The organism is Bradyrhizobium sp. Ghvi (genome assembly GCF_900115265.1).
GTDB lineage: Bacteria > Pseudomonadota > Alphaproteobacteria > Rhizobiales > Xanthobacteraceae > Bradyrhizobium.
Genome location: NZ_FOVU01000011.1, coordinates 163,357 through 178,241, shown reverse-complemented (window position 1 = coordinate 178,241; position 14,885 = coordinate 163,357). Strand labels below are relative to the sequence as shown.

General features: G+C 64.2%; 15 protein-coding genes. 10 read left to right on the top strand and 5 right to left on the bottom strand.

What is annotated here, in order from left to right; all coding sequences use genetic code 11:
* The 7 genes from BM374_RS31180 to BM374_RS31150 all read left to right on the top strand — a co-directional run.
* Nucleotides 1-650 (top strand): SufD family Fe-S cluster assembly protein (locus BM374_RS31180; protein ID WP_177248661.1); only part of this gene is annotated, 650 nt, incomplete at its 5' end.
* A 63-nt stretch (nucleotides 651-713) separates the two neighbouring features.
* Nucleotides 714-1,463 carry a Fe-S cluster assembly ATPase SufC gene (sufC, locus tag BM374_RS31175; RefSeq protein ID WP_092301709.1) on the top strand — a complete coding sequence of 250 codons (750 nt, stop codon included), beginning with the start codon at nucleotides 714-716 and terminating at the stop codon, nucleotides 1,461-1,463.
* Nucleotides 1,464-1,475: 12 nt separating this feature from the next.
* A complete protein-coding gene (gene sufD, locus BM374_RS31170) occupies nucleotides 1,476-2,798 on the top strand; it encodes a Fe-S cluster assembly protein SufD (protein WP_092301633.1) in 1,323 nt (440 codons plus the stop codon).
* The gene (locus BM374_RS31165) at nucleotides 2,795-4,042 is read left to right on the top strand and encodes a cysteine desulfurase (RefSeq protein ID WP_092301630.1); all 1,248 of its coding nucleotides are present in this window, start codon (nucleotides 2,795-2,797) and stop codon (nucleotides 4,040-4,042) included. Before sufD ends, BM374_RS31165 begins: the two co-directional genes overlap by 4 nt.
* Nucleotides 4,039-4,410, top strand: coding sequence for an SUF system Fe-S cluster assembly protein (locus tag BM374_RS31160; protein WP_092229105.1), 372 nt, complete (start codon nucleotides 4,039-4,041; stop codon nucleotides 4,408-4,410). Before BM374_RS31165 ends, BM374_RS31160 begins: the two co-directional genes overlap by 4 nt.
* Before the next feature lie 49 nt (nucleotides 4,411-4,459).
* Nucleotides 4,460-4,858, top strand: a complete 399-nt coding sequence (locus BM374_RS31155) for a HesB/IscA family protein (RefSeq protein ID WP_092301627.1) — start codon at nucleotides 4,460-4,462, stop codon at nucleotides 4,856-4,858.
* A gap of 204 nt (nucleotides 4,859-5,062) precedes the next feature.
* The gene (locus BM374_RS31150; RefSeq protein ID WP_177248660.1) at nucleotides 5,063-5,479 is read left to right on the top strand and encodes a TfoX/Sxy family protein; all 417 of its coding nucleotides are present in this window, start codon (nucleotides 5,063-5,065) and stop codon (nucleotides 5,477-5,479) included.
* Nucleotides 5,480-5,548: 69 nt separating this feature from the next.
* Here the strand turns inward: BM374_RS31150 and fabA are convergent, their stop codons facing one another.
* Together fabA and BM374_RS31140 are read right to left on the bottom strand one after the other, a co-directional pair.
* Nucleotides 5,549-6,106, bottom strand: a complete 558-nt coding sequence (gene fabA / locus BM374_RS31145) for a bifunctional 3-hydroxydecanoyl-ACP dehydratase/trans-2-decenoyl-ACP isomerase (RefSeq protein ID WP_092301621.1) — start codon at nucleotides 6,104-6,106, stop codon at nucleotides 5,549-5,551.
* A gap of 111 nt (nucleotides 6,107-6,217) precedes the next feature.
* Nucleotides 6,218-6,742 carry a winged helix-turn-helix transcriptional regulator gene (locus BM374_RS31140; RefSeq protein ID WP_092301618.1) on the bottom strand — a complete coding sequence of 175 codons (525 nt, stop codon included), beginning with the start codon at nucleotides 6,740-6,742 and terminating at the stop codon, nucleotides 6,218-6,220.
* Nucleotides 6,743-6,878: 136 nt separating this feature from the next.
* Here BM374_RS31140 and BM374_RS31135 point away from each other — a divergent pair, with 136 nt between their 5' ends.
* Nucleotides 6,879-7,799 (top strand): alpha/beta fold hydrolase, encoded by a 921-nt coding sequence (locus tag BM374_RS31135; protein ID WP_092301615.1) that lies wholly within the window; start codon nucleotides 6,879-6,881, stop codon nucleotides 7,797-7,799.
* A 77-nt stretch (nucleotides 7,800-7,876) separates the two neighbouring features.
* Here BM374_RS31135 and BM374_RS31130 read toward each other — a convergent pair whose 3' ends face one another.
* From BM374_RS31130 to BM374_RS31120, 3 genes are all read right to left on the bottom strand, one after another.
* Nucleotides 7,877-8,944, bottom strand: a complete 1,068-nt coding sequence (locus tag BM374_RS31130; RefSeq protein ID WP_092301612.1) for a GGDEF domain-containing protein — start codon at nucleotides 8,942-8,944, stop codon at nucleotides 7,877-7,879.
* A gap of 129 nt (nucleotides 8,945-9,073) precedes the next feature.
* Complete coding sequence (locus BM374_RS31125; protein ID WP_092301609.1) at nucleotides 9,074-10,576, bottom strand: DEAD/DEAH box helicase; 1,503 nt, start codon at nucleotides 10,574-10,576, stop codon at nucleotides 9,074-9,076.
* Between the two features lie 282 nt (nucleotides 10,577-10,858).
* Nucleotides 10,859-11,821, bottom strand: coding sequence for a helix-turn-helix transcriptional regulator (locus BM374_RS31120; RefSeq protein ID WP_092301606.1), 963 nt, complete (start codon nucleotides 11,819-11,821; stop codon nucleotides 10,859-10,861).
* Nucleotides 11,822-12,011: 190 nt separating this feature from the next.
* Between BM374_RS31120 and BM374_RS31115 the strand changes: the two genes are divergently transcribed.
* Both BM374_RS31115 and BM374_RS31110 read left to right on the top strand, forming a co-directional pair.
* Nucleotides 12,012-13,532: a caspase family protein gene (locus BM374_RS31115; RefSeq protein ID WP_092301603.1), complete on the top strand. Its 1,521-nt coding sequence runs from the start codon at nucleotides 12,012-12,014 to the stop codon at nucleotides 13,530-13,532.
* A gap of 84 nt (nucleotides 13,533-13,616) precedes the next feature.
* The gene (locus BM374_RS31110; protein ID WP_177248659.1) at nucleotides 13,617-14,873 is read left to right on the top strand and encodes an FAD-dependent oxidoreductase; all 1,257 of its coding nucleotides are present in this window, start codon (nucleotides 13,617-13,619) and stop codon (nucleotides 14,871-14,873) included.
* Nucleotides 14,874-14,885: the final 12 nt, after the last annotated feature.

Sequence of the window (14,885 nt, the reverse complement as noted above, 5' to 3'; positions counted from 1 at the left end):
ACTCGACGGTGCAGAACTGGTATCCCGGCAATTCGGAAGGCAAGGGCGGCATCTACAATTTCGTCACCAAGCGTGGCGACTGCCGCGGCAACAATTCCAAGATCTCCTGGACCCAGGTCGAAACGGGTTCGGCGATCACCTGGAAATACCCGAGCTGCATCCTGCGCGGCGACAATTCCCGCGGCGAGTTCTACTCGATCGCGATCTCGAACGGCTTCCAGCAGGTCGATTCGGGCACCAAGATGATCCATCTCGGCAAGAACACGTCGAGCCGGATCATCTCCAAGGGCATCGCCGCCGGCAAGTCGCAGAACACCTATCGCGGCCTCGTCACCGCGCACCGCAAGGCGCTAGGGGCGCGCAACTTCACCGCCTGCGATTCGCTGCTGATCGGCGACAAATGCGGCGCGCACACCGTGCCCTACATCGAAGCCAAGAACTCCTCGGCGACGTTCGAGCACGAGGCGACCACCTCGAAGATCTCCGAGGACGTGCTGTTCTACTGCATCCAGCGCGGCCTCAGCCAGGAAGAGGCGGTCGGCCTCGTCGTCAACGGCTTCGTCAAGGACGTGCTGCAGCAGCTGCCGATGGAGTTCGCGGTGGAAGCGCAGAAGCTGATCTCGATCTCGCTCGAAGGGTCGGTCGGCTGATTGCCGACCCCCGGCGGTGCGCGCCTCGCGCTCCAACATCACCTGAATAAACTGGATACCAAGATGGCTTTGCTTGAAGTGAAAGACCTCAAGGTTCGTGTCGAGGAGCGTGAGATCCTCCATGGGCTGACGCTGACCGTGAACGAGGGCGAGGTGCACGCGATCATGGGGCCGAACGGCTCCGGCAAGTCGACGCTTTCGCACGTCATCGCCGGCAAGCCCGGCTATGAAGTTACCGACGGCCAGATCCTGTTCAAGGGCGAGGACCTGCTGGAGATGTCGCCGGACGAGCGCGCCGCCAAGGGCGTGTTCCTGGCGTTCCAATATCCGGTCGAGATTCCCGGCGTCGCCACCATGAATTTCCTGCGCACGGCGCTGAATGCCCAGCGCAAGGCGCGTGGCGAGGATGAATACTCCACCCCGGACTTCCTGAAGAAGGTCCGCGAGGTCTCCAAGTCGCTGAACATCCCGCAGGACATGCTCAAGCGCGGCGTCAATGTCGGCTTTTCCGGGGGCGAGAAGAAGCGCAACGAGGTGCTGCAGATGGCGCTGTTCGAGCCCAGCCTGTGCATCCTCGACGAGATGGATTCCGGTCTCGACATCGACGCGCTGCGCATCGCGGCCGACGGCGTCAACGCGCTACGCTCGCCGGGGCGCGCGATGGTCGTCATCACCCACTATCAGCGGCTGCTCAACTACATCGTGCCCGACGTCGTGCACGTGATGTCCAAGGGGCGGGTCGTGAAGAGCGGCGCCAAGGATCTGGCGCTGGAGCTGGAAGCGTCCGGCTACGCCCAGTTCGAGGACGCGTAAGGATTGGTTGCAATGAACGTTGCTGTGGCAAAGACCGGAAAGGGCCGCGCCGTGAGCGATCTCTTCGCCAGCGCCGAGGGCCGCTTGCCGGGTGCGCCTGACGTGATTGCGGTGCGCCGCGAGGCCTTCGAGACCTATGAGCGTCTCGGCCTGCCGCATCGCCGGATCGAGGAATGGAAATACACCGACCTGCGTGCGCTGGTCGGCGAGATGCTGCCGCTGGCGGCGGCGCCCGATGCGGACGCGCTGAAGCGCGCCGCTGAGGTGGTGAAGGCGCATGCAATCGCCGGCGCCCGCAAGCTGGTGCTGGTCGATGGCGTGTTCGCGGCTGACCTGTCGGACGTCAAGGCGCTCGCATCCGAGGTCAGCCTCAAGACGCTGCGCGAGGTTCTCGCTGATGAGGCCAATCCTGCCGCCGGCGATCTCCTCCAGACCGCCTCGACCGATGCGGTCATCTCGCTCAATGCGGCCATGGCGACGGACGGCGTCGTGGTTTCGGTGGCCGACGGCACTCATTTGTCGGCGCCCGTCCAGCTCATCCACATCGCGACGGCGGCCGGTGCGTCCGCCTTCACCCGCTCGCATCTGCGGATCGGCAAGGGCGCTCGTGCCACTATTGTCGAGACCTTCGTGGCGGCCGGGAAGGCGAGCGGCTACCAGGTCAACGACGCGGTGATCCTCTGGATCGGCGACAACGCCGATATCGCGCATATCCGGCTAATGGACGATGCGCCTGATGCGGTGAACATCTCATCGCAGTTCGTCACCGTTGGCGCCGCCGTGAAGTTGAACTTCTTCAATATGACCACGGGCGCTGCCGTCAGCCGCCTGCAGGGCTTCATCACGTTGGCGGGCGAGGGCAGCGAGCTTTCGGCCAACGGCGTCAACCTGCTGCAGAAGACCGAGCATGGCGACACCACGCTGGTGGTCGACCACGCCGTGCCGAACTGCGTCAGTCGCGAGACATTCCGCGCTGTCATCGACGACCGCGCCCATTCGGTGTTCCAGGGCCGCATCATCGTCCGTCCCGACGCGCAGAAGACCGACGGCAAGATGATGACCCGGGCGCTACTGCTTTCGGACGAAGCCGAGGCCGACAACAAGCCCGAACTCGAGATCTTCGCCGACGACGTCTCCTGCGGCCACGGCGCCACCGCCGGCGCGCTGGATGACAGCCTGCTGTTCTACCTCAAGGCTCGCGGCCTGCCGGAGAAGCAGGCCCAGGCGCTGCTGATCCAGGCCTTCGTCGGTGAGGCGATCGAGCAGATCGCCGACGATGGCCTCCGCGAGCACGTGATCGGCATCGCCGAGCGCTGGCTGGAGCGACGGTCATGAGCGCGCATCCCGCGGTCAAGAACGGCGCCTATGACGTCGCGCGCGTGCGCCAGGATTTCCCGGCGCTCGCCATGCAGGTCTACGGCAAGAATCTGGTCTATCTCGACAACGCCGCGTCCGCGCAGAAGCCGAGCGCCGTGCTCGAGCGCATGACGCAGGCCTACACGTCCGAATACGCCAACGTGCATCGCGGCCTGCACTACCTCGCCAATGCCGCGACCGAAGCTTATGAGGGCGGCCGCACCAAGGTGGCGCAGTTCATCAACGCGCCGCGCACCGAAGAAGTGATCTTCACCCGCAACGCGACCGAGGCGATCAACCTGGTCGCATCGTCCTGGGGCGGGCCGAACATCAAGGAGGGCGACGAGATCGTCCTCTCGATCATGGAGCACCATTCCAACATCGTGCCCTGGCATTTCCTCAGGGAGCGCCAGGGCGCCGTGATCAAGTGGGCGCCTGTCGACGACGAGGGCAATTTCCTCATCGACGAGTTCGAGAAGCTGCTGACGCCGAAGACCAAGCTGGTTGCGATCACGCAGATGTCGAACGCGCTCGGCACCATCGTCCCGGTCAAGGATGTCGTGAAGATCGCGCACGCCCGCGGCATTCCCGTGCTGGTCGACGGCAGTCAGGGCGCGGTGCATCTGCCGGTCGATGTCCAGGACATCGGCTGCGATTTCTACGTCTTCACCGGCCACAAGGTGTACGGCCCCACCGGCATCGGCGTGCTCTGGGCGAAGTACGACCACCTCGTCGCGATGCGTCCCTATAACGGCGGCGGCGAGATGATCCGCGAGGTCTCGCGCGATGTGGTCACCTATGGCGATCCCCCGCATAAATTCGAGGCGGGCACGCCGGCGATCGTCGAGGCCGTTGGTCTTGGTGCCGCCATCGACTACGTCAATTCGATCGGCAAGGAGCGCATTGCGGCGCATGAGGCCGACCTCACGGCTTACGCGCAGGAGCGCTTGCGCGAGATCAACTCGCTACGGCTGATCGGTACGGCCCGCGGCAAAGGACCCGTGATCTCCTTCGAGCTTAGGGGCGCGCACGCCCATGACGTCGCCACCGTGATCGACCGTCAGGGCATCGCTGTTCGCGCCGGAACCCATTGCGTGATGCCGCTTTTAGAGCGTTTCAACGTGACCGCGACCTGCCGGGCCTCGTTCGGCATGTACAATACGCGGGAAGAAGTCGATCATCTGGCACAGGCGCTGCTCAAGGCGCGGGATTTGTTCGCATGAGTGACACGGCCGAAATCAAAGCCAATCCGATGGAGACCCATTCGGCGTTGCCGCCGGAGGAGACCGAGCGGCTGACCCGTGAGATCATCGCCGGGCTCAAGACCGTGTTCGACCCGGAAATCCCGGCGGACATCTACGAGCTCGGTCTGATCTACAAGGTCGAGATCAAGGACGATCGTTCCGTCGACGTGCAGATGACGTTGACGACGCCGAACTGTCCGGCCGCCGGCGAGCTGCCGACCATGGTCGAGAATGCGGTCGCCAGCGTTCCCGGCGTCGGCGTGGTCGACGTCAAGGTCGTCTGGGAGCCGGCCTGGACGCCGGAGCGCATGAGTGACGAGGCGCGCCTCGTGCTCAACATGTGGTGACGGTCTCTGCTCGCATTGAATTCGCTTCGGAACGGACCAAATAGATAACATGACCCAGGCGACACCAGCTTCGACACCAAAGCCCCGGCGTCCGCGCCCGCAGGTGATGCGGCTGACCGACGCAGCAGCCCAGCGCATCAGCGAGCTGACCCAGCGCGCCGACTCCGAGATCGTCGGCCTGCGCGTCGGCGTGAAGAATGGCGGCTGTGCCGGCCAATCCTACACGGTCGAATACGCCCACGAGATCCGCCCGACCGACGAGGTCGTCGAGGACAAGGGCGTCAAGATCCTGGTCGACCCCAAGGCCGTGCTGTTCCTGCTCGGCACCGAGATGGACTACAAGACCGACAAGATGCAGGCCCAGTTCGTCTTCAACAACCCGAACCAGGTTTCCGCCTGCGGCTGCGGCGAGTCGGTCGAACTGCGCCCCGCCAAGATCGACGGGTAACGCCGACTTTCTCATCTTGCCCCGTTCTCGTGTCCCGGACGCGCTACAGCGCGCTTGCGCTGCTGCGCAGAGCCGGGACCCAAGCTATACTTTCAGGAGGAGAGGGGCTGGGCCCCGGCTCAGCAGCGCCATAGCGAGTCGAAGACGCGCGTAAGCGCGCTTATGTCACGCCGCGCTGCGTCCGGGGCACGAGAGAATTTGGCCATGGACCGCGAATTCCTGATCGACCTGTTTGCCGATTTCGGCCCCGTCACCATCCGCAAGATGTTTTCCGGCTACGGCATCTCCGCCGACGGGATCAACTTTGCGCTGTCCTTGCGTGCTGGCCTGTTCTTCCGCGCCGACGAGCAGACGATCCCGGACTTTGAAGCGGAAGGCTCAAAGCCGTTCCAATATTCGACCCGCGCCAAGACCGTGCTGGTGAACTCCTACTGGGAGCTGCCGGCGCGTCTGTTCGATGATTCGCAGGAGCTGGCGCAATGGGCGCGGGCTGCGCTCGCCGCGGCCCAGCGCGCCAAGGTGAAGAAGCGCCCGAAGAAGAAAGCTGCGGCCAAGGCTGCGACGAGGAAGCCTGCTAAGAAGAGATCGGCCAAGAAGGCAGCCAAGAGAGCGGTCCGGTAGGGTGGGCAAAGCGACTCGTCCGCCGTAGCTCGTAGAGCGAAGGTGGAAGCGTGCCCACGGGTAGGATCATCACGAGGAAAGATCGTGGGCAGAGGATGACTCGGCCGCCTTGGTCAGGCCCACACGCATGTCCTTTGCGACGAAGACGCACACACCGTCCGAAAGCACGCGGCCGTCGGCAATTCCGAGCACCAGCTTGCCTCGCCGGACCATGCGCATGGTGACTTCGTAGCGCACGCGCTGCGCGTTTGGTGTGATTTCGCCCGTGCACTCCACGTCGCCGACACCGATGGCGCGCCCCTTGCCCGGCGAATCCGACCAGCCGAGCCAGTAGCCGATCATCTGCCACATCGCGTCGAGGCACAGACTTCCCGGCATCATCGCGTCACCGCGATAGTAGCAGTCGAAGAACCAATGATCCGGCACGATGTCGAGCTCGCCGACGATGTGGCCCTTGCCGAATGCGCCGCCATCCAGGCTGATCTCGGTGATCCGATCCATCATGAGCATCGGCGGCGCCGGCAATTGCGCGTTGCCTGGGCCGAAATAGCCGCCCTCGCTCGATCTCAGCAGCTCGTCCCTGGTGTAGGACGGTTTGGGTGTGTGGAAATCGTGGGGATTGGGCACGACGACAGATTCTCGCGGTCAGGCGCCGGAGGGCGGTGATGAAGATGTCGTTCGTCCGATCAGCTTGTCAAGCGTAGCTGGTTTGCGGTTTGCAGGTCGCGGTCATGGCCTCTACTTCTGCGCGCGAGACTTGGAAGCCCTGCGTCTTGCAGGTGGGGGCTGCCGGTTCGGCGTTTCCACCTCCGGGGTGTTCGACGGTCGTCGTATGACGGTGTCGCTGGGACCGAGTATGCGTCCATCCTGGGCACGCAACTCCAGCCGGCGCACGGGGAGGGCGGATTTCTTGTCCACCAGCAGCACGTGGCTCTCGTCGGGCTCAAAGAAGAAGTCCTCACCCCACTGCCTGAGCGCAGCCAGAACCAGAAAGAGCCCGCGTCCCTTCTCGGTCAGCTCATATTCCTGATAGGGGCCTCCTTCCGCCGCGGGGACGGCGTCCATGATGCCGTGCGCGACGAGATTGCGCAGCCGGGCCGACAGGATGTTCTTGGCAAGCCCGAGGCTCCGCTGAAATTCGCCAAACCGCCGCGAGCCGTCGAAGGCGTCGCGCACGATCAAGAGCGACCACCAGTCGCCGATCGCATCCAGGGGACGCGCGACGCCGCACAACGAGTCTTTGTGGCTAACTCTCTTGCCCATCGTGACCGATCCGCCGCTCCTCTGCGCTTCGCATTGGGCGCAGCTCCAGTGCCGATATACTGGTTGCAATCTAAAACCGCAAGCGCTAAGCCTTGGTTATGGTTGCAATCTGAAACCGCATTCCGTCGAGGAGCCCATGATCCAATCTAACGCAACGTTCGGTGGCAGCTTCGCCTTTGCGCCGCATTTCACCGATGCCCCGGGTTTTCGGATGCATTACGTCGACGAAGGTCCTCGCGATGGTGAGGTCGTGCTGTGCCTGCATGGCGAGCCGACCTGGGGCTATCTCTTCCGCCATTTGATTCCGGTGCTGGGCGCGACACACCGTGTCATCGTTCCTGACCACATGGGATTTGGGAAGAGCCAGACGCCGGCGGCGCGCAGCTACTGGCTGCAGGACCACATCGACAATCTGGAAAGGTTCGTTCTCGCGCTCGGCCTGACCGGCATCACACTCGTGATGCACGATTTCGGCGGCCCGGTCGGCATGGGACTGGCCGCGCGGCATCCTGACCGGATCCGTCGGTTCGTCTCGACCAATGGTCCGACGCCGTTCGGCCAGGCGGATCTGCTGGCGCGTGTCACAGAAAATGCTGCTGTTTCACCCTGGTTTCGCTGGATCGTGCAGGCCGAAGCTGAAGGCAATCTGGAAACCGTGCTCGGGCAGCTCGGCTTCAATATCCTGAGCACGCTGAAGCTGAATGGTTTCGAGAACAACGCGATCATCACCGACGACTGGCTTGCCGCTTATGGCGCGCCCTTTGCCAGCCCGGCCGAATGTCTCGGGGCGATCGGCTGGGCCAAAGGTTTCGCGACCGGCGCTCACCGGTTCGAGGCCCCCGATACGGCAGCAGATCGCGCTGTCCGCAGCAAGCCCGCGCTTGCAATCTGGGGCGATGCGGACCGCACACTTCATGCGGCACATTTCCTGCCGCTCTTCGAGGCGGTTTTTCCCGGCGCGCGCGTCCATCGACTCGCGGGGGTTGGCCATTATTGCCTGGAGGATGCACCCGAGATCGTCAATCCTCTGATCTCGGCGTTCCTCGGTCAGACCTGATCCTTGCCAACGAGTCCGGATCAGTGCGGGACTCGATCGTGAGAGGTTTCAGATAAAAACTAGTTTGTGACGAGAGATCAGGCCACCCGGTTATGTGTCTCGACCGCGTACTCCGGATCGACTTCGCAAATCACGCGGTTGCGGCCGTTGCGTTTGGCCGCGTAGAGGCAGGCATCCGCGCGCTCGATCAGCGCGTCGGTGTCGTCGCCCTGCTTCAGCATCGAGACGCCGACAGAAATGGTGACGCGGCCGAGGATCTCGCCGGTAGACTTCTTCTTCAGTTCCTTCGCCATCACGGCGCGGCGGATGTGGTCGGCGACGGTGAGGGCCTGGCGCAGCGCGGTGTTGGGCAGCACCACCGCGAACTCTTCGCCGCCGTAGCGCGCGGTGACGTCCTGGCCCTTGATGGTCTGCTTCAGCGAAAGTCCGACCAGCCGCAGCACCTGATCGCCGGTGAGGTGGCCGTAGGAATCGTTGAACGATTTGAAATGATCGATGTCGAGCAGCAGCAGCGAGAGCGGCTCGCCGCCGGCAAGCGCGCTCTGCACGGCCATGCCGATCATGCGGTCGAAATATTTGCGGTTGCCGAGACCGGTCAGCGGATCGGTCAGGCTTTCGGCGCGGATCGCCTCCAGGCTTTGTTGGAGATTGCTGATCTCGTTCTTCGACAGCGCCAGCCGGTCTTCCAGCGCCTTGTTCGCCTCACGCATTTCGTTGGTCGAGCGCAGCAGCGTCTCGACGATCGCCTTGATCTGCTCGCCGCTGCTGGCCGAGGACAATTGCTCGGTCGCGCCCGACAGGCTGGCGTCGTAGGTGCCGGTCATGCCGAGCGCCTCGCCCAACACCCTCATGACGTCGTCGATCTCGCCGATGACGCGTGCACCGACCTTGTCGATACGGTCGGTCGTCTTGATGTGGGAGAGATAGGTGTCGTAGATCTGCTCGAGATCGGCTTCGGTCAGCCTGCCGTTGCGTGCGAGCGTCTCGTTGATGATCTTGTTGAGCGGCGCGTTGTAGCCGGTCGCGTAGACGTACCAGATCTCGTAATTGCGGGGAATCGCGGTCTGCTTCAGCGACCGGATCTGACCGAGCGCCACCTCGGCGAACGCCATCGTGCGTTCGTGTTCATCGAGCACTTTGACCACTGAACATACCCCACGGCGGTCGATGCGCCCATCGACCGCAGCAATGCTTAAATTATGTTCGGAGGCTAACGGACGATGATGAAGGGTCAGTAAACGTTCGGCCGTTCAACTCAAGCGTGTATCGCGGTTTCAGGCGCCGGCAGGGGAGCGGACCGGGCGCAGCAGAAATGCGGGGAGATGCGAGTGATCGCCGGGCTCGGTATCGACGTCGCGTTGGCGGCGCGGCTCGGGGCGGCCGATCGACGGCACGTGCGAATGATTGGCCTGGGGGCGCGAACCACGACGCGGCTCGGAAGCATGCCCGGCTTCGCGCGGAGGCTTTGCCTCGCGCGTCGGCCGCGCTTCGGTTGAAGGCCGGCTCTCGCCACGCGGTTCGTGGCTACGCTCGCGATCGTGGCCGCGCTGGCCGCGCTCGCGCGGCGACTTGCCGCGTCCGCCGCGGGAACGCTCACGGCCGCGCTGCTCGCGCGGGTGCTCGGACGCATCGCCGGCTTCAGCCTGGGCTTCGTAATCGCCCTCAGCGCGCGGAATGCTCTGGCCGATCAGCTTCTCGATCGCGGCCATCGACTTCTGGTCGAGCGGCGTGACGATCGAGATCGCGGTGCCGGTGCGGCCTGCGCGACCGGTACGGCCGACACGATGGACGTAGTCGTCGGGATGGTGAGGGACGTCGAAATTGAAGACGTGGCTGACCTCGGGAATGTCGAGGCCGCGCGCGGCGACGTCGGAGGCGACGAGGAGCGGTAGCTCACCCTTGCGGAACTGGTCGAGCGCGGCCATGCGGGCCGGTTGATCCATGTCACCATGCAGTGCACCGACGCTGAAGCCATGCTTCTGAAGCGATTTGTGAACGATCGCGACTTCGCGCTTGCGATTGCAGAAGATGATCGCGTTCTTCAGATCCTTGGCTTCGCGCAAGAGGCGGCGCAGCAGCTCGCGCTTCTCGTGCGCCTCGCGGCCAGCGGGCACCTGCGACTGCGTCACGGTGACGGCGGTGGTGGCGGGCTTGGAGACCTCGACCTTCTGCGGATTGTGCAGGAAGGCTTCGGTGATGCGCCGGATTTCCGGCGGCATGGTCGCGGTGAAGAACAGGGTCTGCCGCGTGAAGGGAACGAGCTTGCAGATGCGCTCGATATCAGGGATGAAGCCCATGTCCAGCATGCGGTCGGCTTCGTCGATGACAAGCAGCTCGACGCCGGTGAGCAAGAGGCCGCCGCGCTCGGTATGGTCGAGCAGCCGGCCGGGGGTCGCGATCAGCACGTCGACGCCGCGCGTCAGCTTGGCATCCTGGTCGCCGAAAGAGACACCGCCGATCAGCAGGGCGACGTTGAGTTTCTGGCCGGCGCCGTAGCGGTCGAAGTTTTCCTTCACCTGCGCGGCGAGCTCGCGGGTGGGCTCGAGGATCAGCGTGCGCGGCATGCGCGCCCGGGCGCGGCCCTTCTCGAGAATGGTGAGCATCGGCAGCACGAAGGCTGCGGTTTTGCCGGTGCCGGTCTGGGCGATGCCGAGCACGTCCTTGCGTGCGAGGACGTGGGGGATCGCCTGTTCCTGAATGGGGGTGGGGTTGGTGTAACCGGTGGCCGCCACTGCGGCGAGGACTTTTTCGGACAGTCCGAGATTGGAAAAGGACATTGAGCCTCTGGTCGAAACCGCCGTTCGGAATCGAAGGTAAAAAGGCTGTCGCGTTCCACCCCGAAACGGCGCGCTCTCAAAGAAGCTGGGGGTGCTGACTCACGCGAACAAAGCGCAAGGCTCAGGAATCGCTCTTCGATCTGAGCCGCGTCGACCCGGAACATAGGGAGGAATCCGCCAAAGTCAATGGAGCGGGCGCGGGAAGGTCCTAAAAACCCTAAGGTTTTTGCTCAAATCACGGGCGCGGCTTGGCTTTTCGGCAGCAAGCGGCCAGGCGGGTGGTTAACGCGATCCTGCGGCCTTGGCCCGAAAATCGCCGGGCGCCATGCCATAGGCGGCGTTGAAGACCCGGTAATACGTCGCCAGGCTCTCGAAGCCGCAGGCGGCGGCGATATCGGCGATCCGCCGGTCCGGTGCTTCGCGCATCAAGAGGCGGCTTCGCTTCAGCCGCTCCTCGGTCACGGTCTGGGAGAAGCTGCGGTCGGCCGCCTCGAACAGCATGTGCAAGTGCCGCACCGAGACGCCGAGCAGATCGGCCACCCGCGACGGCGCCAGATCGGCGTCCTGCAAATGGCGCGCGATCAGGCGCCGCGCCAGCGACAGGCGGGCCGTCCGGAGCGCGGCCTGTCCGCGCCGGCTGCCCGGCCTGACGATACCGCGCTCGATCAACGCCAGATGACCCAACGCCTGCACCAGCGGCCCGGAGTCGGGAGAGGCTTCGTTCGCAGCCGCCTCGCCGAGATCGGCGAAGCAGGCATCGAGCAGGGCGTGTAGAGCGGGATCGTTGAAAGGTTTTGGCGCAAGCTCCCGCATGCGCCTGTCCTGGGTCGCGAGGCCGTGGACGGGAATCTTCAGGATCCGCAGGTGAAAGCCGGCAGCGCCCAGCGGTCTGGTGCGGTAGGGCAGGTCGGTATGGCTGGTGGCGAAGCTGCCATTGGCGATCGCGAAATCGCTGGAGCGCATGCCGCCGAACCAGCCACCGCCGCCGAGCTGTTGGTAGACGCAGATGCTGTCACCCGGCGCGCGGCCGATGTCGGCCTGGCTCCGTTCCACCGCGTATGGCGAAGCCTTCAGCTCGACCAATCCGCCGCCACCGACCTGGCTCAGCGAGAACTCACCATGGAAGTCGCCGCGCCGTTCGCGATCGAGTTCCGCCGTAACCCCGAACAACCCTTTGGCGCGGACCTCGCGCCAATAATCGAAGCGTTCGTGTGGCTCGACCTCGTCGGTGCACCAGCGATACACGGCGGCCCCTCGTCCCCAATACAATGCCCCTCAGAATGAGCAGATTCCGCGGGAATCTGCCATAGGCGAGATGGTGAATGGACAAGCTCCGGGCGGTTGAACCCTCGATGCGATTGGACCGACTATCACATCAACGGCGTAGGGTTCCGCTGGGGCTGCGGGGGGAGCCGTTCGGAAGGGGAATGTCACGATGACGCGGCGGTTTTTGAGGACTCTGGCAGCGCTTGGCCTGGCGGCGAGCCTCAGCGGTTTCGCAGGCATGGCCCATGCCGAAAAGCGCGTCGCGCTCGTCGTCGGCAACAATGACTACAAGAACGTTCCAAAGCTCCTGAAGGCCGTCAACGACGCCCGCACCATGGGCGATACGCTGAAACAGCTCGGCTTCCAGGTGATGGTGGCTGAGAACCAGAACCGTCAGCAATTCACCGAGACGCTGCTCGCCTTCGACCGGGCGATCGAGCCCGGCGACACCGCCTTCTTCTTCTATGCCGGCCACGGCTTCGAAATCGCGGGGCAGAACTATCTGCTGCCGACGGACGTGCCGGCGGCGACCGAAGGCCAGGAGGAGCTGGTGCGCGATGCCTCCATTCTGGCGGATCGCGTGGTGGAGCGTCTCCAGAACAAGAAGGCACGCACCTCGATCCTGGTGTTCGACGCCTGCCGCAACAATCCGTTCGAACGATCAGGCACGCGCGCGGTGGCCGGTGGCGGCGGGCTTGCGCCGATGACGCAGCTGCCCGAGGGCGTATTCTCGGTGTTCTCGGCCGGCCCGCGCCAGACCGCGCTCGACCGTCTCTCCAACGACGATTCCAACCCTAATTCCGTGTTCACCCGCACCTTCGCCAAGGAGCTGCTGCAGCCCGGCGAAAACCTCGTGCAGGTCGCACAGCACACGCGCCGCCTCGTCAGCGAGATGGCCGACACCGTCAAGCACAAGCAGGTGCCGGTTTATTTCGATCAGATGGTCGATGATGTCTTCCTCAGCGGTGCCGCCAAGGACGTAGCCGCCGCAGCGAGACCGGCCGATCCGCCGCCGCAGAAAGTCGCGGCGCTACCGCCGGTCTCGGTGCCGCGCGTGCCGCGGGAGGAGACCACCAACGCACCGATCGCGAGCTTCTCGCGCCACAATGGCGGCTGGAGCGTGACGTTCTCCTTCGCCGATCCCACCATCGGCATTTCCTGGCGCATGGCCGGTCACGGCGACTTCCGCGAGACCGGTTTCATCGACACGCTCGATCCGCGCACCCGCAAGCGGCTGCCGAACCCGTCGATCGAGCTGCCGCCGGATGCGCAGGCCGGCACCATCGAGGTTCGTTACGTCGATGCTTCCGGCGATATGCAGGGCCCGTTCCCGATCAAGTTCGATCCCGAAGCCGCGTTGATCCGCGATCAGCGCAAGATCCTCGACATGACGGCCACGAGCTGGCTGTCGTTCCGTCAGTTCAACGGACTACTGGTCTATTACACGCATCTCGTCTCGTATCGTTGCGCGATCCGCGAGGTGCGGATCGGCATTGACACGGCGGTGCCGGACAAGGTGCTGAAGATGCCGCCTTGCGATCTCAGGGATCCGACGGCGATCTCGGCCGGTATGCTGCTCTACGAGAAGCTGCCACCCGCGACGCAGTTCATGTCCGTCGAATTGACGTATCGCGACGGCAGCGTGTCGGAGGTCAAGAGCTTCCGCACGGCCAACCGCAGCAATAATTGAGCGGTTCCTCCCGATCGCATTGAGCCTTTGGCGTGGACGGGCGTTACAATCCCACGTTGGATCGAAATGCCAGGAATCCGGATCATGGACGCAGCCACGCCTCCACAATCCCCCTTACGTTCCATGAAAGTCCGCTGCTGCATCGTTGGCGGGGGACCTGCGGGCATGATGCTCGGCTATCTCCTGGGACGCGCCGGCATCGATGTCTTGGTGCTGGAGAAGCACGCCGATTTCTTCCGCGACTTTCGCGGCGACACCGTGCATCCCTCGACGCTGCAGGTGATGGACGAGCTCGGCCTGATCGACGGCTTCCTCAAACTGCCGCATCAGCGCCTGCAGACGATGGACGGCCTGATCGGCGGAACCAGGGTGCGGATCGCCGACCTTAGCCGGCTGCATACGAAGTACCCGTTCATCGCCTTCATGCCGCAATGGGACTTTCTGAATTTCTTGCGCGAGGCCGGCAAGCGCTTCGCCTCGCTCAAGGTGCTGATGAACACGGAGGCGGTCGACCTGATCCGCCACGGCGAGATCATCGCCGGCGTACGCGCCAAGACGGGCGACGGCATTGTCGACATCGAGGCCGATCTCACCATCGCTTGTGACGGCCGGCATTCGACGGTGCGCGAGCGCGCGGGGTTCAGCGTGGAGGAGATCGGCGCGCCGATGGACGTGCTGTGGTTCCGGGTGGGGCGAACGCCTGGCGAGACCGAGAATTTGTTCGCACGTGTCGAGCCCGGCAAGATGATGGTCACCTTCGATCGCGGCGACTATTGGCAATGCGCCTATGTCATCGCCAAGGGACAGTACGATGCGGTGAAGGCGAGGGGACTACAGGCGCTGCTCGACGACGTCGTGCGCATGGCGCCGATCCTCAAGCACGGCGTCGCCGATGTGAAGAGTTTTGACGACGTCAAATTGCTGACGGTCGCGATCAATCGCTTGAAGCGTTGGACGCGACCCGGACTCCTCTGCATCGGCGATGCCGCGCATGCGATGTCGCCGGTCGGCGGCGTCGGCGTCAATCTGGCCGTTCAGGATGCGGTCGCGACCGCAAACCTGCTTGCGGACAAATTGACACGCGGCTGTCCAACCGAGGATGAGCTCGATGCCATCAGGCGGCGCCGCGCGTTCCCGGTGAAGATGACGCAAGCGATGCAGGTCGTCGTGCAGAACAACATCATCAGCGGCGCGCTGAAGGGCGGCGATCGGCCGCTCAAGGTGCCGCTGATCGTGCGCCTGATCACCGCCCTGCCATGGCTTCAGAGCATCCCGGCGCGCTTCATCGCGATCGGTGTCCGGCCCGAGCACGTGCATTCGACCGCCGCGCGGCAATCCTAGCGCGGGGATTCG

What these genes read in the sequence shown, in the direction of transcription:
- BM374_RS31115 (WP_092301603.1), top strand. Translation starts at nt 12,012, where the DNA reads ATGACGCGGCGGTTTTTGAGGACTCTGGCAGCGCTTGGCCTGGCGGCG.
- BM374_RS31155 (WP_092301627.1), top strand. Translation starts at nt 4,460, where the DNA reads ATGACCCAGGCGACACCAGCTTCGACACCAAAGCCCCGGCGTCCGCGC.
- sufC (WP_092301709.1), top strand. Translation starts at nt 714, where the DNA reads ATGGCTTTGCTTGAAGTGAAAGACCTCAAGGTTCGTGTCGAGGAGCGT.
- BM374_RS31160 (WP_092229105.1), top strand. Translation starts at nt 4,039, where the DNA reads ATGAGTGACACGGCCGAAATCAAAGCCAATCCGATGGAGACCCATTCG.
- sufD (WP_092301633.1), top strand. Translation starts at nt 1,476, where the DNA reads ATGAACGTTGCTGTGGCAAAGACCGGAAAGGGCCGCGCCGTGAGCGAT.
- BM374_RS31125 (WP_092301609.1), bottom strand. Translation starts at nt 10,576, where the DNA reads ATGTCCTTTTCCAATCTCGGACTGTCCGAAAAAGTCCTCGCCGCAGTG.
- BM374_RS31150 (WP_177248660.1), top strand. Translation starts at nt 5,063, where the DNA reads ATGGACCGCGAATTCCTGATCGACCTGTTTGCCGATTTCGGCCCCGTC.
- BM374_RS31165 (WP_092301630.1), top strand. Translation starts at nt 2,795, where the DNA reads ATGAGCGCGCATCCCGCGGTCAAGAACGGCGCCTATGACGTCGCGCGC.
- BM374_RS31135 (WP_092301615.1), top strand. Translation starts at nt 6,879, where the DNA reads ATGATCCAATCTAACGCAACGTTCGGTGGCAGCTTCGCCTTTGCGCCG.
- BM374_RS31110 (WP_177248659.1), top strand. Translation starts at nt 13,617, where the DNA reads ATGGACGCAGCCACGCCTCCACAATCCCCCTTACGTTCCATGAAAGTC.
- BM374_RS31140 (WP_092301618.1), bottom strand. Translation starts at nt 6,742, where the DNA reads ATGGGCAAGAGAGTTAGCCACAAAGACTCGTTGTGCGGCGTCGCGCGT.